Below are 21684 nucleotides of genomic sequence, written 5' to 3'. Positions count from 1 at the left end.
GTCAGGCGCGCTCGGCGGCCGCGTCGAAGTGCAGCGTGCGTAAATCGAACAGCGCGGTGTCGCCTTCATCGCTGGCAAACAGGCGCTGGCCGAGCGGCACGCCGCTGTCGAGGAATTCGGTTTTGCGCGCCAGGCGCGCGGCGTCATCGCCGGCTGCCAGGGTGTCGGGGTACCGGCTGGGCAGCAAGGCCACCAGGGTGCCGCCGTTGATCAGGGTCAGCTCGGCCGGTAGCCACACCAGGTCACGCAGGTCGCTCGGCGCTTCCACCGTCAGGCTGCTGAGGTTGCTCATTGGCAGCCAGGCATAACGACCGTTGACGATCACTTCCAGCACCGGGCCCAAACGGGGGTCGGCATCGGCGAACCAGGCGAAGGGGCTGCCATTCACCTGGCCCGCGGTGGCCGGTGCGGCTTCAAAGGCTTGCTCGCGCAGTTGCTGGGCGGCGGCGGTATGGCCGTCGGCGTCGAGCTTCAGGGCCTGGATCAGCGGCGCGATCCACTCGGCTGGCTCGCCGAGAATCACCGGCGTCACCCGCCCGGCAAACACCTCGGCACGCAGGGCTTCGCACTCCAGCGCGGTGCGGTAGGTTTGCACCATCGGCAAGGCAGCGGCATCCAGTTCGCCGACCACTTTCAGCTGGTTTTGCGCGCGGCTCCACTGACCGAGAACGGCCAGCAGTTGAAAAAGAAAAATCCGCAGGGTGGCGTTGGCGGGAGCGCCGCGAACCTGGTCTTGCAGGGCCTTGAGTGCATCATCGAGGCGTCCGGCACGCAGCAGTTCATCGGCAGTCATAACAGCACTTCCCTGAGATTGGATGGAGCACATAAAAAATTGTGGGAGGGGGTAGGTTGGGTTGAGCCAAAGGCGAAGCCCAACAGGGAGCCCAAAGGGCTCCGCGTATCGGTCCCTTTTGAAACCGATACGCACCGTCCTGTGGACGGTTTGTTGGGCTTCGCTACGCTCAACCCAACCTACGCCTCTCCCACAAACTGCAATCAGATCTTGACGTTCTGACGGATGTTCCAGCCGTACTTGATCGGACCGCCCTCTTTCGAGCCGTCTTCTTTCTGACCTTGGTAATCCACTTGCACCTGGGCGAAGTTCAGACCGATGGTTTCGGTCAGACGGTCTTCGCCGCCGCTGCCACCGGTGGTCACCGAGGAGATCAGCACTTCTTTCATGGTGATCACCAGGTATTCCACCTGGCTGTCACCACCGGCCTTGCGCACGGTGAGCTTGGCTTCGGGGTAATGCTTGCCCGAGGAGCAGGCCATCATCAGGTTCGGCGTCGCCTTGTCCAGGTACTTGGTCAACGTCAGGTCCTGCACGTTGACTTTGCCGGCGCCGCCGCCAGTGCCCAGGTGCATGTTGCCGTTCTGCGACATGCCCCAGCTCCAGGCCAGCACGTCAACTTCGTCGGCGTGGGCCTTGTCCTTGGATTCGCCCTTGATGTCACCGATCTTGATGAACATATCAACAGCCATGATTCCTCCTGTGTGGCCGCAGCCACTTCATTGGGTCGGGCCCGCCACCATGGCAGGCCGTGTTGAGAGTTGCCTCAGGCGCTCTTGGCCGAAGGCAGTTTGGATACGAGACGCAGAGAGACGGTCAGCCCTTCCAGCTGGTAGTGCGGACGCAGGAAAAACTTCGAGTTGTAGTAGCCCGGGTTGCCCTCGACTTCTTCCACCACCACCTCGGCAGCGGCCAGCGGGTGCTGGGCCTTGGTGGTTTCGGTGGAGTGCGCCGGGTCACCGTCGACGTAGTTGAGAATCCAGTCCTGCAGCCAGCGCTGCATATCGTCCTTCTCTTTGAACGAGCCGATCTTGTCGCGCACGATGCACTTCAGGTAATGGGCGAAGCGGCAGGTGGCGAACAGGTACGGCAGGCGCGCGGCCAGGTTGGCGTTGGCGGTGGCGTCCGGGTCGTCGTATTCGGCCGGTTTCTGCAGCGACTGGGCACCGATGAAGGCCGCAAAGTCGGTGTTCTTTTTGTGCAGCAGCGGCATAAAACCGTTCTTCGCCAACTCGGCCTCGCGGCGGTCGGAAATGGCGATTTCGGTCGGGCACTTCATGTCCACGCCACCGTCGTCGGTGGGGAACGTGTGGGCCGGCAGGCCTTCCACTTCACCGCCCGATTCGATGCCGCGAATCCGCGAGCACCAGCCGTACAGTTTGAACGAGCGGTTGATGTTCACCGCCATGGCGTAGGCCGAGTTGGCCCAGGTGTATTTGCTGCTGTCGGCGCCGGTGGTTTCTTCTTCGAAGGCGAAGGCTTCAACCGGGTCGGTCTTGGCGCCGTAAGGCAAGCGCGCCAGGAAACGCGGCATGGTCAGGCCGATGTAGCGCGAGTCGTCGGACTCACGCAGCGAGCGCCAGCCGGCGTATTCCGGGGTGGTGAAGATCTTGGTCAGGTCGCGCGGGTTCGACAGTTCCTGCCATGAGCCCATGCCCATTACGGTCGGCGATGCGGCAGCAATGAACGGGGCGTGCATGGCCGCGGAAATCTTGGCCATTTCGCCGAGCAGTTCGACATCCGGTGGCGACTGGTCGAAGTAGTAGTCGCCCACCAGGCAGCCATACGGCTCGCCGCCGAACTGACCGTATTCCTCTTCGTACATCTTCTTGAAGATCGGGCTCTGGTCCCAGGTGGTGCCCTTGAATTTCTTCAGGGTCTTGTGCAGTTCCGGCTTGGAGATGTTGAGCACGCGAATCTTCAGTTGCTCATCGGTCTCGGTGTTGTTGACCAGGTAATGCAGGCCACGCCAGGCGCTTTCCAGTTGCTGGAAATCCGGGTGGTGCATGATCAGGTTGACCTGCTCGGTGAGCTTGGCGTCGATGGCGGCAATGATCGATTCAATCGACTTGATGGCGTCGTTGGAGATCAGGTTGGTCTGTGCCAGCGCATGTTCGGCCAGGGTGCGCACAGCGGTTTCCACCGCCTCGCGGGCACGCTCGGTCTTGGGTTTGAATTCTTGCAGCAGGAGGTTGGCGAACTCACTGGTCTGCTCGGTCGTTGCCTGGGGCAACGCCTGGGTGTCGGTGCTCAATTCAGCCATGCTGATCGTCCTCTTAAGCCTTCGGCTCGTCGTTGGGCTTCGGTGCGCTGGCCAGCGCTTGCAACAGAGCCGGGTCCTGGATTGCTTTCATGATCATGTCTTCGGCGCCGGTCTTGCCGTCCATATAGGTCAGCAGGTTGGCCAGTTGGGTGCGGGCATCGAGCAGCTTGCTCAACGAGTCGACCTTGCGCGCGATGTTGGCCGGGCTGAAGTCCTCCATGCTTTCGAAGGTCACATCCAGGCTCAGGTTGCCTTCGCCGGTCAGGGCGTTGGGCACGTTGAAGGCCACACGTGGCTTCATGGCCTTGAGGCGCGAGTCGAAGTTGTCGACGTCGATTTCCAGAAACTTGCGGTCGGCAACCGCTGCCAACGGCTCGGCAGGTTTGCCGGCGAGGTCAGCCATGACGCCCATGACGAAGGGCAGCTGGATTTTTTTCTCCGCACCGTAGAGCTCCACGTCGTACTCGATCTGCACACGGGGCGCGCGGTTGCGGGCGATGAATTTCTGGCTACTGGTGACCATGTTGCTCCTCCGTCGCCGTGGGGCGATTGAACAGTGAAATCAGCGGCTAAGGCGTGCAACCGATGATTGGATTGCGGCTTGCGGGCGAGGCCCGCAGAGTCATTCGGAATCGGGGCCGCGCAGTGCTTCGAACTGCGACATGCCATCGGGAATCAGGTTGCGCACGATGGCGGCGAAGTCGGCGGTGACCAGGGTTTTGGCGCGGCTGAGCAGCACCGGCACCGGGCTCGAGGGTTCGTGCCGAGCGTAGTAGTCAAGCAGGCGATCGAGCAGACGCAAGACGTCGTCACGGTTAGCAATCTCGCCGCTGACGCGCGGTACCGCCGCTGCGCTTACTGTGCTGCCCGACTCGCCGTCAGCGCCGCTCTGGCTGGTCTCTTCGCTGGCCCCGCCCTCACCCGCCTGGGCACTGCTGCCGAGGGTTTGCGCGGCCTGGCGCAACAGCTGTTTCAGCGGGCCGAGATCGACACCCTGATCGGAGCCGACCTGCTCGCTGACCTGGCTTTCAATCGCGCCCATGGCGGTCAGCGCCTGGGCCACGGCATCGCGGGTGGCGAGCACGGCGTCGGCATCGCCGTCGCGCAGGGCGCCGGCCACTTGCTCCTGACTGAGTGTCTCGCTGGCGAAACGCTGCAAGCCGTAAGCACTCACTGCAGCACGCAAGGTGACGGGGCCAACGGTGCGCGAACGCACCAGCAGGCTCTCCCACAGCAGACGAATATTTTCGTCGGCATTCAGGCCGGTCAGCGCGTTGATGCGCGAGGTGGGGTCGTTGTCGTCGGGGTCCAGGCGCGGGTGCAAATCAGCCCAGTACTGGTTGAGCAATTCGCTGATCAGCAACAGGCTTTGAGCGAAGCCGGCGAGCCCGGAAATGGCCAACGAACTGCGCAGCAAAATGCTCGCAATGCGCAGGTCTTTGCTACGGGAAAAAAGTTCGATGGCGTGCTGTTGAACGCGGGGCCACTCGGGCGGTTCCGCCGGTAAAACGGCGTCACCCATCTGACGTTCCGGTTGACCTTGCGCAATGCGCTCCAGCTCAAGAAAAGCTGCATCGTATTCAAGGTCATCGCCGCAGGTAGAGTCGGCGCTAATCGGGGCCAGCAGAGCAGGTACATCCAACACTCGAGCGATCTCCATATCTGGCTGACGGGGCAGCCTTCGATCAGATTGGGTGCCTACGCAAACCGATTCCTTCGGCTTACGTGGTGGCCAAACCATGGCGCAGAAAAAACGGCGCATGGCGGGGCGACGGGCATTCTTAGAGCAGGTCCGAGCGTTGTCAAGGCACCGTTCGGCTGGCGCTGAGCAGAAGCTAGCCTAGAAGAATAATCTGTGAAGCGCGTCCTTTTTATCCTCGATTTTCCGATGAAAGACGGAACTCTCCGGCGTCCACGCTGTAGTATTCGCGCAAGAAAAATTACGTCGAGTAGGACTCGGCGATGGCGGTTGCAGCTGCTGCACCGCCGGAGGGTAACGCCGCAAGGCGTCTGCAAGGAGTAGCAATGCCACTGCGTTTGACCATCACCAGCTACCACAAACTGACCCCTGGCCAAGCCACCGAGCGCCAGTTGGATCAGGGTGTGCTGACCATCGGCCGTGGCCCCGAAAACGATTGGGTGCTGCCCGATCCCGAACGCCTGGTTTCCAGCCTGCACTGCACCATCCAATTCAAGGACGGTGCCTACTACCTGACCGACAACAGCACCAATGGCGTGCTCCTGGTAAACGCCGGTTTGCGCCTGCGCCGCGGTTCCAGCGAACGCTTGCAGGACGGTGAACTGATCCGCCTCGGCGAGTACGACATCCTGGTGCAACTCGATGCCCTCGCCGGCTTCACCAGCAGCACGGCTGCCTCGGGAATCGCCACCGACCCGTCCACCAGTTTCGATGCGTTATTGAGCCGCCAGGTCGGCGCCGTCGCCCCGGCCGCCACCCCCATGCCACAGGCCTACGCGCAGCCGACCAGCCATGCGGCAGCGGCACATTTCCAGGGCAACTCGCCGCTGGATACCAAACCCGATCTATTCGATTTTCTCGCCGCACCGGCGGCAGGCTCAGCACCGATTCCCGACCATGTGCCGGCTGAGCGTCACGACTTCCGCCCGCCTACGCCACAGCCTCAGCAACAAACACCGATCATTCCATTGCCACCGGTAACCCCGGCCAGCGGCGGCTCGATGATTCCTGCCGACTGGGACCCGTTCGCCGACCTCAGCGCGCCCGCCCAGCCGGCAGTGCCCGATCCGTTTGCCGAGCCGCCAGCCGTGCCCGTCAATGCGCAGCCGACAGCGCTACCGCCCGTGCAACAACCAGCTCCCGCCGTGGATGATCCGTGGGCCGGCATTGTCACCCCGAGCAGCGAGCCGCCGGCTGTGGTGGTCACTGTGGAAGTCAGCGCGCCTGCCGCCGCACCACCACAACCAACCCCGGTTCAGCCACAGACGCCGATTCAACCCCTGCCCGCCCAGACCGCCAGCGGCGATCTGCTCCAGGCTTTTCTGCGTGGCGCCGGAGTAGCGCAGTTGCGCCTCGACCCGGCCCAGGCCGAAGCGCAGATGGAAGCCATCGGCCGCAGCTACCGACAGATGGTCGAAGGCATGATCGAGGTATTGCGTGCGCGCAGTAGCCTCAAGGGCGAGTTCCGCATGCAGCAGACCACCATTCAGCCGGTGCAGAACAACCCGCTGAAATTTGCCCCCAATGTCGATGAAGCGCTGCTGCTGTTGCTGCGTCATGGCAACCAGGCGTTCCTGGCGCCTGACCAGGCTATCGAAGACGGCTTCGATGACATCAAGGCACACCAGATGGCAGTGATGGCCGGCGTGCAGGCGGCGATTCACCACCTGCTGCAACGTTTCGAACCGAGCGCGCTGGAAAACCGTTTCGAGAAACCCAGCGGCTTTTCCGCCTTGCTGCCGGGCGCGCGCCACGCGCAATTGTGGGAGAGCTTCAGCGCCCTCTACGCCAGTATTCAACGCGAAGCCGAAGACGATTTTCAGGACCTGTTTGGCCGTGAATTCAGTCGTGCCTATGAGGAGCACAGCGCCCGTCTGCGCCGCCGCTGACCACCCAGCTAATCTCTTTTAAAACACGGAAGCGTGGCCCTTCAGCGGGCGGCGCAAGTCAGGCAATTTTTTCAAGGACCCAGAGAATGCCAAGGATTTTTTCACTGCTGCAGGGCGTGATGCTCGCGTCACTGCTCAGCGCTTGCGCGTCGGAACCGCCGCCCCCGCCGCCGCCCACCGTATTGCAACTACACTTCCTCGGCTCCAGCGAACTGAACCCCTCCCCGGCTGGCGATCCGGCGCCGGTGCGCATTCGCGTGTACGAGCTGAAGAACGCGGCGAACTTTTCCCGCGCCGACTTTTTTACCCTGATCGATAAACCCGAAAGCGCCCTGGGCGCCGACCTGGTCAATCAGGACCAACTGCTGCTGCGCCCCAGCGAGCAATTGCTGGTTGAGCGCACCCTGGATGAGCAGACCAAACAGTTCGCCATTGTCGTGGCCTACCGCGACCTGGATACCGCCCAGTGGCGCCAGGTGATCGCCGTACAGCCGCAGCAAACCCGTAGTTACGACGTGATGGTTGGCCAGCATGCCATTGCCGTCACCCCTCGTTCAGCCCAGTAGCAGGAGCCGTCATGTCTTGGAATAACCGCGTGGTGTGGTCGGAAGGAATGTTCCTGCGCCCACAACATTTCCAGCAACACGACCGCTATCTGGAAACCCTGCTAGAGGGCCGCTGCCGCCCCCTGCTGGCCGGCGGCTGGGGCTTCTCCGAATTGCAGATTGATGAAGCGTTGCTGGCCCAGGGCAAGCTCGCGATTGTCTCGGCCAAGGGCCTGTTGCCCGACGGCACACCGTTCAATATTCCCGCCGACGATAACGCGCCGGTGCCGCTGAGCGTCGACGACAACGCCCGTGACGCGATCATTCACTTGGCCCTGCCGCTGCGCCGCGCCGGCACCCGCGACACCGTCGACGAAGGCGAAGCCCTCGGCGGTGCGCGCTACCAGAGCCAGGTACGCGAGGTGCGCGACGACAACGCCGCGTTCGAAAGCCGCGCTCCCGTGGCCATCGGCGGCCAGGCACTGCGCCTGCTCACCGACAAGGATGGCCTCGGCGAATACGCCAGCATTGGCGTGGTGCGGGTGCGCGAGAAACGCGCCGACCGCTCCCTGGTGCTCGACCCCGAATACGTGCCGCCGCTGCTCAACATTGCCGCCAGCACACCACTGGCCGGCTTCTGTAATGAACTGGTGGGCTTGCTGCATCAACGCGGTGAAGCCCTCGCCGGCCGGGTGGTCGCCTCCAGCGCTGGCGGTGCGTCGGAGATCGCCGACTTCCTGCTGCTGCAACTGATCAACCGCGCCGAAGCGCTGGCCAGCCACCTGGCCCGCCTCAACCCGTTGCACCCTGAGCGCCTGTACACCGAACTGGTGGCGCTGGCCGGCGAACTGTCGACCTTCACCACCAGCGAACGGCGCCCGGCCGAGTACCCGCAGTACAGCCATGACGACCTGGCCGGCAGTTTTGCCCCGGTGTTCCTGGCCCTGCGCCAGGCACTGGCAACGGTGATCGACAGCAAAGCGGTGGCGATCCCGATTGTGGAGAAATCCTACGGCGTGCACGTGGCGATGCTGGCGGACAAAACCCTGATCGACAACGCCGCCTTCATTCTGGTGGTGCGCGCCGATGTGCCAGGGGAAACCCTGCGCGGGCATTTCCCGCAGCAGGCCAAGGTCGGTTCGGTGGAGCACATTCGCGACCTGGTCAATCTGCAGCTACCGGGTATCGGCTTGCTGCCGATGCCGGTGGCGCCACGGCAGCTGCCGTACCACGCCGGCTCGACCTATTTCGAGCTGGACCGCGGCAGCGCGCACTGGAAGCAACTGCCCAATTCCGGCGGCTTTGCCTTCCATATTGCCGGGCAGTTCCCGGGGCTGAATCTGGCCTTCTGGGCCATTCGAGGATAAAGCGCCATGCACCCGATCGATGATCCGTTTGGCAGCCCTCCACCCGGCACCGGCTCCACCAATAGCAACGGTGGCGGCGGCAACGGCCAGCGTCCGGCCGACGACCGCACCATGATCATGCCGCGCCCCGGTGGCCGCGCCCCGGACCCGGCGCCCGCCCGTGGCCCGAGCCCGCAGCCGGCGCCCATGGCCGCCGCACCGCTGCCGACCAATCGCGACCAAGGCTTGAATCCCTTGGAACAAGCCGCCGGGCCGCTGCTGGCCTTGCTCACCCGCCTGCGCAACACCATTGCCCACCCGGCACCGGCCAGCCTGCGCGCGCAGATGCTCGGTTACCTGCGTCAGTTCGAAGACCAGGTGCGCCAGGCCGGCGTCGCCCAGGATGAAATGATGCTGGCGCGCTACGTGCTATGCACCGCCCTCGACGAAGCCGTGCTGAGTACGCCATGGGGCAGCAGCAGTGAGTGGGGCAAACAGAGTTTGCTGATCACCCTGCACAACGAAGCCTGGGGTGGCGAAAAAGTCTTCCAGTTGCTCGACCACTGCTTGCAGAACCCGCGTGATCGTCTGCATCTGTTGGAGCTCTTGTACCTGTGCATCAGCCTCGGTTTCGAAGGCCGCTACCGGGTGATGAACGACGGCCGCAGCCAACTCGAGGCCCTGCGTGAACGCACCGCGGCGACCATTCGTTCGGTGCGCGGCGAGCGTGAACGCGAACTGTCGCCACACTGGCGCGGCCTGACCGTGGTGCGTGATCGCCTGTCGCAGTACCTGCCGCCCTGGGTCGGCATTGCCATCGGCCTGGCGCTGTTGCTGCTGCTGGTATTCGGTTTGCGGATGAAACTGGCCGCCGATGCCGAGCCGGTGTTCAAGAAGATTCATGCCCTGGGTGAAATCCCGGTGCAGGCCATCGACCGTCCGGTGATGCAGCCGAAAATCATCGAACGCCCACGCCTGGCCGGCTTCCTCGCCGAAGACATCAAAGCCCAGCGGGTCGCCGTGGAAGATGCCGTCGACCGCTCCGTGGTGACCATCCGTGGCGACGAGCTGTTCGGCTCGGGCAGCGCCAGCATCGACGCCGATTTGCAGCCGCTGCTGATGCGCATCGCCGATGCGGTGAAAAAGGTCAAAGGCAATGTGCTGGTGACCGGCCACAGCGACAACCGGCCGATTGCCACCCTGCGTTTCCCCTCCAACTGGAAACTGTCGCAAGCCCGCGCCCAGGAAGTGGCCGAGTTGCTCGCGGCGAAAACCGGTGAACCGACGCGCTTCAAAGCTGAAGGTCGCAGCGACACCGAGCCGGTGGCCTCCAATGCCACCAACGAAGGCCGCGCGCGTAACCGCCGGGTCGAAATCACTGTGTTTGCGGAGGGCGTCGAGTGAAGTCGTTTTTCAACTTTTTCGCCCGCTGGGTCATGCCGGTTCTCGGCCTGCTCGCCCTCAGCCTGATCATCTGGTTTGTCGGCCCGCTGCTGAGCATTGGCGAGCATGAACCACTGGCCTCGGCGACCAGCCGCTGGCTGCTGATTGGCTTGCTGTTCCTGATCTGGATCGCCTACCGGGTAGCGCGTGTGCTGCAGGCCCGACGTAACGCCGCCAAGGTCATGAGCGGCCTGGCCGCCGTGACCGCGCCGGATGCCGCCAGCGTGGCCTCCGCCGAAGAGCTGGCAACCCTCAAGCAGCGCATGGACGAAGCCTTGGCGCTGCTCAAACGCGCCAAGCTCGGCGGTGATGAACGCCGCAGCCTGTACGAGCTGCCGTGGTACGTGATCATCGGCCCGCCCGGTTCCGGCAAGACCACCGCGCTGATGAACTCCGGCCTCAACTTCCCGCTGGCCGGCGAATTGGGTGCCGGTGCCATTCGTGGCGTGGGCGGTACGCGCAACTGCGATTGGTGGTTTACCGACGAAGCCGTGCTGCTCGACACCGCCGGCCGCTACACCACCCAGGACAGCCATGCCGCCGTCGACAAAGCCGCCTGGCTGGGCTTTCTCGACCTGCTGAAAACCCAGCGCAAACGCCGGCCTATCGATGGCGCGTTTATCGCCATCAGCCTGTCCGATTTGCTGCTGGGTAGCGAGGCTGAACGCCTGGCCCATGCCCGCGCCATTCGTGCACGGATTCAGGAGTTGTACACCCAGCTCGGCGTGCGTTTCCCGATTTACGTGATGCTCACCAAGCTCGACCTGGTGCCGGGCTTTATGGAGTTTTTCGACAACCTGAGCAAGGAAGACCGCGCCCAGGTGTGGGGCATGACCTTTGCCCTGGACGACGGCAAGAGCGCCGAAGGCCCGCTGGCGGTGTTTGCCAGTGAGTTCGCCGGCCTCGAACAGCGCCTCAACCAGGGCCTGGTGGAGCGCTTGCAACAGGAACGCGACCCGGCGCGGCGCGACCTGATCTACGGTTTCCCGCAACAGGTGTCGGCGCTCAAGGACAACCTTGGCAGCTTCCTCGACGGCGTGTTCAAACCCACCGCCTTCGAGCAACGCGTGTTGCTGCGCGGCCTGTACCTGACCAGCGGCACCCAGGAAGGCACGCCGATCGATCGCCTGATCGGCTCCATGGCGCAGTCGATGAACCTCGACCGCCAGCACCTGGCGCGGCAGAACGGCACTGGCCGCAGCTACTTTATCGAGCGGTTGTTCCGCACCGTGGCCTTTGGTGAACGAGGCCTGGTTGGCGCCGATGCAAAAGTGGAACAGCGGCGCAAATGGCTGGCCCGTGGTGCACTGGCTGCCACCGTATTGGTGGTGTTGGCCGTGGCCGGCGTGTGGCTGGCCAGCTACCGCGCCAACCAGGCTTATATCGCTGCCGTGGAACAACGCGTTCAGCCGTTGCCGGCCGCCCTGGAAAACCTCAGCCCGGCGCAACGCGACGTGCTCGCGGTGTTGCCACTGCTCAGTGCAGTGAAAAACCTGGCTGGCGACCCACCGGGTTGGGCCGAAGGTTATGGCCTTTATCAGGGCGACATGCTCGGCGAGGAATCCTCCAGCGTGTACCGCAAGTTGCTGATCGCGGTGTTCGCCCCAAGGCTGGTCACCCGCATGGAAGAACAGCTACGCAGCGGCGGCAGTTCGGACTTCCTTTATGAAGGCCTCAAGGCCTACCTGATGCTCGGCAACCCCGACCACTACGACGGCGACTTCGTCAAAGCCTGGATCACCCTCGACTGGGACCGTGCCCTGCCCCGCGACCTCGCCCCGGAACAGCGCCAGGCCCTGCTCGAACACCTCGATGCGCTGTTGTCGCCACGCCCGCCGAGTGCGCGCCTGGACGACAACCTGGTGGAAGACCTGCGCCGGCAACTGCAACGCCTGCCGGTGGCGCAACGGGTGTACGACCGGGTCAAACGCCAGAAGCTGCCGCAAGGCCTGCCGGACTTTCGCGTCAGTGAAGCCGCCGGCCGCGATGCGCCGCTGGTGTTTATCCGCAAAAGTGGCAAGCCGTTGAGCGAACCTTTGAGCGGCTTCTTCACCTACCGCGGCTACCGCGAAGTGTTCCTCACCGCCAGCCTCAGCCAGGCCGGCACCATTGCCGAGGAACAGTGGGTACTGGGCCGCACCCTGGACGATGTTCAGGGCGTCACGGGCCTGGCCTCCGAGGTGCGCAAGCTGTACTTCGAAGACTACCTGCGCCAATGGGAAGGCCTGCTGAGCGACCTCGACGTGGTGCCGATCAGCAACGTCGCGCAAGCAGCCGATGTGCTGCGGGTGCTGTCCGGGCCGAACTCGCCGTTCAAGAAACTGCTGGTGGCGGTGGCCAAGGAAACCGACCTGCAACAGGCTGACCGCCTGCTGGCCGAACAAGGCAAAAAAGTCGACGGCACGGTGGACAAGCTCAAGCAGCAGCTGGGCTCCCTGGTCGGTGACGAACAAGCCACGCAAAGTGCCGCGCCGGCCGATGTCGACCCGATTACCGCACGGTTTGCCGAACTCAACGGCCTGGTCGCCAGTAACGGCAGCGAACCACCGCCCATCGACACCCTGCTGGGCGATATGAACGCGCTGTATGTGCAGGTCAGCGGCATGGTCGGCGCCACTGGCGAAGCCTTGCTCGGCGAAAGCAAAAACCAGGTAGCGGCAGCTGCCTCACGGGTAGCCCTCACCGCCGAACGCCAGCCGCCGATGGTCCAGGGGCTGGTCAAGTCGGTGGTCAATTCCACCACCAACAGCATGATGGGCGGCGTGCGTAACCAATTGAACGGCGCCTGGGTCAGCGAAGTGGTCAGCGTGTACCGCCAATCGATTGCAGATCGCTACCCGGTCAACCCCAACAGCGCCCGCGACGTGACCCTGGAAGACTTCGGTCTGTTCTTCGGCACCGGCGGGGTGATGGACAACTACTTCCGCAAATACCTGCAGCCCTACGTCGACACCTCGGCAGCCACCTGGCGCTGGCAACCGGGTGCGGCGCAGAAGCTGGGCATCAACCCCAATGTGCTGGCCACCTTCCAGCGCGCGGCGGCGATTCGTGATGCCTACTTCCGGGCTGGCGGCACCCAGCCCGCGGTGCGTTTCGAGCTGAAACCGGTGGCAATGGATGCCAGCATCGAACAGTTCATGCTCGACCTCGACGGCCAGCAACTGACCTACGACCACGGCCCAAGCCGCCCGGTGGCCATGCAGTGGCCGAGCCCCAACAGCGTCGGTGTGGTGCGCGTGACCATCTCGCCGGCACCGGTCAATGGCCGCTCCGGCCTGACCCTGGACGGGCCGTGGGCCTGGTTCCGCCTGCTGGAGCAAGCAGACCTGGAACGCGGCAATGCGCCGGACCGCTTCACCCTGCGCCTGCATGTGGACGGCGCCAGCATTTCTTGTGAACTGCGCGCCAGCAGCGCCTTCAACCCGTTCAAGAGCCGTGTGCTGTCGGGCTTCAGCCTGCCGGAGCGGCTGTAAATGAGTGCCGGTTTTTACGGCAAGCTGGCCGGGCGTGGCGACTTCCTCAGCCGCGACCTGCCACCGAGTTTCATCGAAGCCTGGGACGCCTGGCTGGCCGCCGGCATGGCCGCCAGCCAGACCGAACTGGGCGATGCCTGGCTGGATGCGTATCTGGTCAGCCCGCTTTGGCGCTTTGCGGTGCCGGCCAACCTGCTGGGTAGCCAGCCGGTGGTGGGGGTGATGATGCCGAGCATCGACCGGGTCGGCCGCTACTTCCCGCTGACCATTGCCAGCTTGTTGCCTGCCGATACCGATATCGCCAGCGTGGTCGGCGGCGACGAGCGCTGGTTCGAACAGGCCGAGGCCTTGCTGCTCTCGACCCTGGAACCGGAAGCTGACGTCGACCGTTTCGAGCAAGGCGTGCAAGCCCTGGGCGCACCGCCGGCCTCCCCACGCGTGCCAGTCGGCAGCCTCGGCACCTTGCTGCGCAGCAGCGCCACCAACCCACAAGCGCGCACTGCCCTGTTAGCGCAATTGGCCTGCGAAGGTGCCAGCTGCTGGTGGGGCCACGGCTCCAATCAGGTTGCCGCCGGCATGCTGCGTTGCCAGGGCCTGCCGGCGCTGCAGGATTTTGCCCGTTTGCTGATTGGTGACAGCCTGGCCGGGGTGAGGGATTAGCCATGAGCCAAGGCCACGTAAAGCAGTACCAATCGGCCAGTTACAGCCATGTCGGCATGGTCCGTCAGGTGAATGAGGACGCCTGCCTGGAGCTCGCTGACCGCGGCCTGTGGGTGGTGGCCGATGGCATGGGTGGGCATGCCGCGGGTGACTATGTCAGCAGCCTGATCGTCGATTCGCTGCGGCGGATTCCGGCAGCCAACTCGTTGCAGGCCTACGTCGGTGCGCTGCGCACCGGCCTCGCCCACGTCAACGAGGAAGTGCTGCAGGAAACCGCTCGCCGTGGTGTGACCATGATGGGCAGCACCGTGGTGCTGTTGGCCGCACGCGGTGATCAGGCCGTGTGTCTGTGGGCCGGCGACAGCCGTTTATACCGTTTGCGCGGTGGCCGCCTGGAGATGATTTCCCGCGACCACAGCTATGTGCAGGACCTGATCGACAACGCCATGCTCAGTGAAGAAGAAGCCCGCGTACACCCACGGGCCAATGTGGTGACCCGCGCCGTCGGCGTGTTCGAACACCTGGACCTGGCCGAAGTGACGCTGCAGGTGCAGCCCGGCGACAACTTTCTGCTGTGCAGCGACGGCCTCAACAAGACCGCTGAGGACAGCGAACTGGGGGATGTACTCAGCCACTCTGACCCCTACGCGATTGTGCGCAGCCTGGTGCATTTGGGCCTGACCCGCGGAGCGCCGGACAACATTACGGCGGTGGCGATTCACACGATTTAATAGGAAATGCGCTCCCCGTAGGAGCGGCTTCAGCCGCGATGCTCTTGATCAAACGCATCGCGGCTGAAGCCGCTCCTACAAGTACAAAGCAACTGCCGCCCGATAACGCCTTTAGAAGAGCAGTACAGGCATGGACATAGAGATTCCCGGTTACGACATAGAACGCGGGCTTGGCGAAGGCGCCATGGCCACGGTCTATCTGGCCACCCAGCGTTCGTTGCAACGCAAGGTGGCGCTCAAGGTGATGGCCAGCGCATTGGCGGCCGACCCGAGCTTTTGCGAACGCTTTCTGCGCGAGGGGCGCATGCTCGCGCGCCTGTCGCAGCCCAATACCGTGACCATCCACGACATCGGCAACGCCGGGCCCTGGTACTACATGGCCATGGAATACCTGGCCAACGGCACCCTGAAAGAACGCATCGAACAAGGCCTGAGTGCCGAACAGGGCTTGGCGATTCTGCGCCAGGTGGCCTCGGCCCTGGGGTATGCCCACTCGCAAGGCCTGGTGCACCGCGATGTAAAACCGGCCAACATTCTGTTTCGCGCCGACGGCACGGCGGTGCTGTCGGACTTCGGCATCGCCAAGTCCATCGAAGAAAGCACTCAGTTCACCCAGGTCGGTTTTGCCATCGGCACGCCGAGCTATATGAGCCCGGAACAGGCCCGTGGTTTGCAGATCGACGGCCGTGCCGACCTCTATGCGCTGGGCGTAGTGCTGTATGAAATCCTCACCGGACGCCTGCCTTATATCGGTACCGACTCGCTCTCCACCGCCCTCGCCCACCTCACCGAACCGCTGCCGGAACTGCCGATCAACCACGGCCGTTACCAGGACATTCTGCGCAAGCTGTTGGCGAAAAACCCGGACGAGCGTTTCCCCACCGCCGGCGCCTTTATCGCCGCCCTTGATCACCTGGCGCCCAGCGCCATCGACAGCACGCAGATCCGCCCGCTGAATTTGCCGCCGACCGCGCAAACCGAAGCACCGACCACCGCCACCCCGGTGTTAGCACCGGATACCGGCGGCCTGACCCCGGTGTCCATCGAGATGCCGCCACTGCAACAGCCGGCCTCGGGCGCCACCTTGCCACCGCCCGCGCCCACCTACACGCCGCCCGCTGCGGAAAAAACCGGCGGCAGCAAAGTGCCGCTGATGGCCGGTGCCGGTGTGCTGTTGCTGCTGATTCTGGGCGGCGGTGGTTACTTTCTGTTTGCCGGTTCACCGAAAGCCGACAAGCCGACCACGGCCGTGGTGGCGCCGGAAAAACCCACGCAACCGCCTGCCACCACAACCACCGCCAACAGCGGCGCGCTGACCCCGGCCGCCAACCAGGATGGCGGCGACAAACCGCTGCTGATGGCCGGCAAAAAAACCCTGTTCCAACGGGTATTGAGCAAGCCCGGCGCGCAGTTGGCCGCAGATGCCGGTGGCACGCCGGGCAGCACTGCCCTGCCAGCGTTCTCGGTGCTCTATGTGTATGCGCGCCAGCAGGTCAACGGCGCGCCGTGGGTAAAAGTCGGCGCCTCCAGCGATGGCCATAGCGAAGGCTGGTTGCCGGCCGAACAGGTCAGCGACTGGAAGCAGAGCCTGGTGTTGAAGTTCACCGAACGCTCCGGCCGTGGCCCGGTGATGTTCCTGCGCAAACCCGAGGACGTTGAACGCCTGTTGGCCGACACCACGGCGGCGCGCAATGAAATGACCAAGGCCCAGCGCGACGACGGTTCCAGCCAGCAAGTGCTGGCCATCGAGCCGCAGGACAACGCCATTCCCCAGGACCAGTTCTACCTGTTGCCGATTTTCGAATCGCGCGAAAGCTTCGATGCCGAAGGCCAACCGGCGCAGTTGCTGAATGTCGCCTCCATCGACCCGGGCAATACGCCGCAGGTCAACGGCGCGGGTGCCAAGCTGGGCGGCAAGCCGGATGCGTTTCGCACCGGCATCGTGCTGGTGGTGGATACCTCGGTGTCGATGCAGCCCTATATCGACCAGGTCAACGACGTGGTCAAAGGCCTGCAGGAGCAGATCAGCGCCCGTGGCGAACTGGACAAGGTCAGCTTCGGCATGGTCGGGTTTCGCAACAACACCGACAAAACCCCCGGCCTGGAATACGTCAGCAAAACCCTGGTGCCGTTGCAGCCGGACAACGACCCGCAGCGCTTTGTCGAACTGGCGCGTGGGGTCAAGGCCACCACCGTGTCCAGCCACTCGTTCAACGAAGACGCTTTCGCCGGGGTGATGGATGCGGTCGACAACATGGACTGGTCGCCCTACGCCGGGCGCGTGATTCTGTTGGTCACCGATGCCGGCGCCCTGCGCAAGAACGACCCGCTGGGGCGCACCCAGATGAACGAAGCCCAGGTGCGCGAAGCAGCGCTGCGCAAGCAGATCAAGATTTACGCCCTGCACCTGCGCACCCCGGCCGGCAAGAACAACCACGGTTACGCCGAGCAGCAGTACCGCAGCCTGACCGCCGACGCCAACCCGAAGATCGGCGACCTGTACATTTCCGTGGCCGGTGGCGACGTCGGCAAGTTCGGCAGCACGGTCAACGAGATCGGCTCGGTGTTCGCTGACCTGGTGCATAACGCCGGCCAGCAAAAAAGTCAGCCCGCCCCCCTGGTGCAAAGCGGCCTGAGCCTAGCGGCAAAAACTGCGGCCATCGGTTACGCCATGCACATGGATTTTCTCGGCCAGCGCAACGCCGCCCATGCGCCGCAACTGGTCACCGCCTGGACCACCGACCGCGACCTGACCAACCCAACCCTGCCGGCGTTTCAGGTGTGCGTGCTGCTGAGCAAATTGCAGCTCAATGACCTGCAGCAATCGCTCAAGCTGATCGTCGATGCGGCGCGGCGCACGCAGAGTTCGTCGAAGGATTTCTTCGATGAAATCGCCTCGGCCAGCGCCTATATGAGCCGCGACCCGTCCAAGCTGGTGAAAGGCAGCAACCTGGCCGAGAGCGGCATTCTCGGCGAGTACCTGGAAGGTCTGCCGTACCGCAGCAAATCGCTGAACATGACCCAGGAGTTGTGGCTGTCGCTGAGCGTGGCCGAGCAGGAAGATTTCATCGACGAACTGGACTCGAAAATCCGTCTGTACGAAACCTTCCACAACGACGTCGCCAACTGGGTGCGCTTCGGCGACGCCGAGCCAGGCGATGCCTTGTACCGCGTTCCGTTGTCGACTTTGCCCTGATGCTGCGCCTGCGCGATATCCATAAAACCCGCGGCGCGGGCAGCCAGCGTTACAGCCTGAGCATTCCGCGGCTGGACCTGGCGCCCGGCCAGCAGATCGCCGTGGTCGGCCCCAGCGGTTGCGGCAAAAGCACCCTGCTGGATCTGCTCGCCCTGGTGCTCTCGCCGGATGCCAGCGGCGAGTTCAGCGTCGACCTGGATGGCGGCCGTTTTGATATCGCCGCGTTGTGGCGCGGTCATCAACACGACGCCCTGGCGCGCCTGCGCCGCAAGGCCTGCGGCTACGTGCTGCAAACCGGCGGGCTGCTGGAGTTTCTCGATGTGCGCGGCAATATCGAGCTGCCCCGTCGGCTGCTGCAACTGCCCATGGACAGCCGCGTGGAGCAGTTGGCCGCGCACCTGGAAATTACCGAATACCTGGGCAAACGACCGAATAAACTTTCCGTTGGCCAGCGCCAACGGGTGAGCATTGCCCGCGCCCTGGCCCATGCGCCGCGCCTGGTGCTGGCCGACGAGCCGACCGCCTCCCTCGACCCCGCCAACGCGCAACGGGTGATGCAGTTGCTGGTGCAACAGGCGCAGGTCAGCGGCACCTGCACGGTAATCGCCACCCACGATGAACCGCTGGTGCGCAATGCCGGGTTGGCCGTGCTGCCGATTCACTGGCAGCGCGATGCCGATGGCGGCGTCACCGCGACCTTGGGGGAGTGGCGCTGATGCGTATCGGCTTGCTGCTCTCCCTGGCCTGGGCCGACTACCGCACGGAGGCGCGCCTGTCGATTTGTGCGGTGTTGGCGCTGACGGCGGTGATCACCCCGCTGCTGGTGTTGTTCGGGCTGAAATTCGGCCTGGTCAGCACCCTCACTGAACGCCTGGAAAACGACCCGGCGGTGCGCGAGGTGATCACCCTCGGCGGTGGCCGTTATCGCGCCGCCGATGTCGCCCTGCTCAGCCAGCGCGCCGATGTGGCGTTCGCCCTGCCGCGCACCCGGCAGATTGCCGCCACCACCGACTTGAGCCGCGACGGCGGCCCGGCCGTGACCGTGGAAATGATTCCGACCGCCGCCGGCGACCCGCTGCTGGCGCTCGCCCCGCAACCCGACGAGGCGCAGATTCTGCTCAGCCAGAGCGCCGCAGAAAAACTCGGCGTTCGCCCCGGTGACCGCCTCGGTGCACGCTTCGGCCGCCGGCAGAACGGCCAGGTGGAATCGCGTCAGCTCAGCGTTACCGTACTGGCGGTGCTGCCGCTGGAAACCTTTAACCGCGATGGACTGTTTGCGCCCTTGAGCCTGCTCGAAGCCGCCGAGGATTACCGCGATGGCCGTGCGGTGCCGCGTTTCGATTGGCCGGGGGCAGAACCTGCGCCCGTGGGCGAGCGTGTTTACCCTGGCTTGCGCCTATATGCCGCCGACCTCGATGGTGTCGAAAACCTGCGCCAATACTTCGCGGCCAGTGGCCAGGACGTGGCGACACAGGCGGCCACCATCGCCCAGGTGCGCTCGCTGAGCCACAACCTCAACCTGGTGTTCTGGCTGATCAGCGGCCTGGCCGTGGCCGGTGCCTTTGCCGCGGTGGTGGCCAGTACCCTGGCGGCCGTTGAGCGCAAACGCAAAGCCTTGGCCGTGCTGCGCTTGCTCGGTTTCCCGACGGCCGCGCTGGTGGGTTTTGTGCTGTTGCTGGCGCTGTACAGCGGCGCCTTCAGTCTGCTGCTGGCGTGGCTGCTTTACGCCGCCGCCGAGGCCAGCTTGAATCGATTGTTCGACACCGGCAGCGGCGAGTTTGTCTGCCAATTGCTGCCGTACCATTTTCTCGTGGCGGTGCTCGCCACCCTGGCCTGCAGCGTGCTCGCTGCGGCGCTCGGGGGCTGGCGCGCCGCACAGATAGAAGCTTCGGAAGGACTACGTGATGTTTAAGCGGTATTCGGCGGTACTGGCGCTGTGTGTGGCGTCGTTGAGTATGACGGCTGGCGCCGAAGAGGCTTCGGTAGACAACCCCAAGCCGCTGCCCGACGACGTCAGCCTGCCCCTGCCCTGCGGCGGCAGCCTGGTGATGCGCTACGTCTACGTGCTGGCGACCGGCACCCTGGATGACCGCGAAATCAGCCTGGGCTACCCCTTTGCCGAAGGCGAAAGCGGTTACCAGCAGTCGTTTATTTCCGGTTACCGCCGCGACTATATCAACGGCCAGTTCACCCTCTCCGACCTGCCCGACACCTGGCGCGAGACGATCAAACCGGTGCTGCCGAAAAAGGAAAGCGGCACCCCGCTGTCGCCCATGCTGTATTTCATCGGCAAATACGAAGTGACCGCGCGCCAGTACAGCGCGGTGATGGACCAGGCCGCCTCGCTGGCTGGTCAAGGCGAGCCACCGGCCTGCCCGGAACCGGCTACCGGGGCGGCGGCACGCCTGCCCAAGGTCAAGGTCTCGCACTTTGATGCCGAGCGTTTTGCTGCGGTGTACACCGCCTGGCTGATGAAAAACCACCGCGACCTGCTGCCGGTCAGTGGCCGCACCAGCAAAGCCGAAGACGGTGGCGTGAGTTTTGTCCGCCTGCCGTCGGAAGCCGAATGGGAATTCGCCGCTCGCGGCGCCCAGGCCGTCAGCCGCCAGGAACTGGAAGGTCGGCTGTTCCCGCGCAAAGTCGAGGGCAGCGATCAGGAAGGTCCACTGGGCGATTGGGCGGTGTACAACCAGGTGGCCGGCGGTACCGGCCAGGCGGCGCGGCTGTTGCCGATCGGCACCAAACTGCCCAACCCGATCGGCATGTTTGATGTGATCGGCAACGCCGCCGAGATGGTTCAGGAGTCGTTCCAACTGGTGCACGCCGGACGCCGCCAAGGCACCTACGGCGGCTTTGTGGTCAAGGGCGGCAATTACCTGGAAGGCGAAACCACGCTGTTTACCGGCATGCGTCGCGAGTACCCGCTGTTTGCCGCCGATGGCACCGAGCAATTGAATGAAACCACCGGTTTCCGCGTCGCCCTTGGCGCCCTTTCCGCGCCGCGCTCGCGCTACAAGGAGCTGCAAAGCCAGTGGCAACAGGAAGGCCGCCTCGCCGGGCTGACCGATGCCATCGATGACTCCCAGGACCCAACCAAGAGCCTCGACAGCCTGATCGCCGCCAGCACTGACCCGGCGCTGCAGGCGCAGCTGGGAATAATCAACGAAGAATTGAAACGGAACGTCTCGCTGATTGCCCAACAGCGCGAGGAAGCCGCCGGCAACCTGATTCAGTCCGCCGCCCTGGTGGCGGAAACCATCAACAACTACAACATTCGCCTGACCAACCTGAAGAAAAGCCAGGACCAGGCCAAAGCGAACAAGGACGAAGCCTCGGCTAAGCTGTTTGCCACTGCGATGGCCAACGGGCGCAGCGCCCTCGACGGCGCGGTGCAGATTTACATCGACAACCTGGCCACCGGCACCCGCTACACCGATGCGGTGATCCAGGCGCAATTGCAACGCATAAAAGAAGAGCTCAACCGCAAACCAGTGCTCGGCAAGAGCCTGGTCAAACGTGCCACGCTATTCGTTACGCACGTAGGGAAGTATCGCCAGGAAAAGCGTGCCGATCCGGCGGCAATTCTGGAGCAGTTGCTCGCTAACGGCGAGCGTTAAGGAAGCTACTGCGGCCAATCTGGACAGGC

General features: G+C 64.1%; 16 protein-coding genes. 11 read left to right on the top strand and 5 right to left on the bottom strand.

From position 1 onward, the window contains the following. Position 1: 1 nt before the first annotated feature. The 5 genes from C8K61_RS00560 to tssA form a co-directional block, all read right to left on the bottom strand. Positions 2 to 826 (bottom strand): type VI secretion system accessory protein TagJ, encoded by an 825-nt coding sequence (locus C8K61_RS00560; RefSeq protein ID WP_256589326.1) that lies wholly within the window; start codon positions 824 to 826, stop codon positions 2 to 4. 170 nt (positions 827 to 996) lie between these two features. Next, positions 997 to 1485: a type VI secretion system tube protein Hcp gene (locus C8K61_RS00555; RefSeq protein ID WP_108094145.1), complete on the bottom strand. Its 489-nt coding sequence runs from the start codon at positions 1483 to 1485 to the stop codon at positions 997 to 999. A gap of 74 nt (positions 1486 to 1559) precedes the next feature. Beyond that, positions 1560 to 3056 (bottom strand): type VI secretion system contractile sheath large subunit, encoded by a 1497-nt coding sequence (tssC, locus tag C8K61_RS00550; RefSeq protein WP_108094143.1) that lies wholly within the window; start codon positions 3054 to 3056, stop codon positions 1560 to 1562. A 13-nt stretch (positions 3057 to 3069) separates the two neighbouring features. Next, the gene (gene tssB, locus C8K61_RS00545) at positions 3070 to 3579 is read right to left on the bottom strand and encodes a type VI secretion system contractile sheath small subunit (protein ID WP_108094141.1); all 510 of its coding nucleotides are present in this window, start codon (positions 3577 to 3579) and stop codon (positions 3070 to 3072) included. 99 nt (positions 3580 to 3678) lie between these two features. Further along, the gene (tssA, locus tag C8K61_RS00540) at positions 3679 to 4701 is read right to left on the bottom strand and encodes a type VI secretion system protein TssA (RefSeq protein ID WP_256589325.1); all 1023 of its coding nucleotides are present in this window, start codon (positions 4699 to 4701) and stop codon (positions 3679 to 3681) included. A 380-nt stretch (positions 4702 to 5081) separates the two neighbouring features. Between tssA and tagH the strand changes: the two genes are divergently transcribed. The 11 genes from tagH (at position 5082) to C8K61_RS00485 (ending at position 21655) form a co-directional block, all read left to right on the top strand. Further along, positions 5082 to 6644, top strand: coding sequence for a type VI secretion system-associated FHA domain protein TagH (tagH, locus tag C8K61_RS00535; protein ID WP_108094137.1), 1563 nt, complete (start codon positions 5082 to 5084; stop codon positions 6642 to 6644). 86 nt (positions 6645 to 6730) lie between these two features. Beyond that, a complete protein-coding gene (gene tssJ / locus C8K61_RS00530) occupies positions 6731 to 7210 on the top strand; it encodes a type VI secretion system lipoprotein TssJ (protein ID WP_108094135.1) in 480 nt (159 codons plus the stop codon). Positions 7211 to 7221: 11 nt separating this feature from the next. After that, positions 7222 to 8556, top strand: a complete 1335-nt coding sequence (gene tssK, locus C8K61_RS00525; protein ID WP_108094133.1) for a type VI secretion system baseplate subunit TssK — start codon at positions 7222 to 7224, stop codon at positions 8554 to 8556. Positions 8557 to 8562: 6 nt separating this feature from the next. Continuing rightward, entirely contained in the window at positions 8563 to 9939 is a 1377-nt protein-coding gene (locus C8K61_RS00520; protein WP_108094131.1) for a DotU family type VI secretion system protein, read from the top strand. Then, complete coding sequence (gene tssM, locus C8K61_RS00515) at positions 9936 to 13451, top strand: type VI secretion system membrane subunit TssM (protein ID WP_178086399.1); 3516 nt, start codon at positions 9936 to 9938, stop codon at positions 13449 to 13451. Before C8K61_RS00520 ends, tssM begins: the two co-directional genes overlap by 4 nt. Then, a complete protein-coding gene (gene tagF / locus C8K61_RS00510; protein ID WP_108094129.1) occupies positions 13452 to 14111 on the top strand; it encodes a type VI secretion system-associated protein TagF in 660 nt (219 codons plus the stop codon). A gap of 2 nt (positions 14112 to 14113) precedes the next feature. Next, complete coding sequence (locus C8K61_RS00505; protein ID WP_108094127.1) at positions 14114 to 14842, top strand: PP2C family serine/threonine-protein phosphatase; 729 nt, start codon at positions 14114 to 14116, stop codon at positions 14840 to 14842. A gap of 130 nt (positions 14843 to 14972) precedes the next feature. Beyond that, complete coding sequence (locus C8K61_RS00500) at positions 14973 to 18038, top strand: serine/threonine-protein kinase (protein WP_108094125.1); 3066 nt, start codon at positions 14973 to 14975, stop codon at positions 18036 to 18038. Continuing rightward, complete coding sequence (locus tag C8K61_RS00495) at positions 18038 to 18754, top strand: ABC transporter ATP-binding protein (RefSeq protein ID WP_108094123.1); 717 nt, start codon at positions 18038 to 18040, stop codon at positions 18752 to 18754. The genes C8K61_RS00500 and C8K61_RS00495 overlap by 1 nt, the downstream gene beginning before the upstream one ends. Then, positions 18754 to 19950 (top strand): ABC transporter permease, encoded by a 1197-nt coding sequence (locus C8K61_RS00490; protein ID WP_108094121.1) that lies wholly within the window; start codon positions 18754 to 18756, stop codon positions 19948 to 19950. The genes C8K61_RS00495 and C8K61_RS00490 overlap by 1 nt, the downstream gene beginning before the upstream one ends. Then, complete coding sequence (locus C8K61_RS00485; protein ID WP_108094119.1) at positions 19943 to 21655, top strand: SUMF1/EgtB/PvdO family nonheme iron enzyme; 1713 nt, start codon at positions 19943 to 19945, stop codon at positions 21653 to 21655. The genes C8K61_RS00490 and C8K61_RS00485 overlap by 8 nt, the downstream gene beginning before the upstream one ends. The last annotated feature ends 29 nt before the right edge of the window (positions 21656 to 21684 follow it).

It is taken from the genome of Pseudomonas sp. GV071, from assembly GCF_003050835.1.
In the GTDB taxonomy this organism is placed as follows: domain Bacteria; phylum Pseudomonadota; class Gammaproteobacteria; order Pseudomonadales; family Pseudomonadaceae; genus Aquipseudomonas.
The sequence above is the reverse complement of the archived record's forward strand: the minus strand, read 5'-3'. Positions and strand labels throughout refer to the sequence as shown.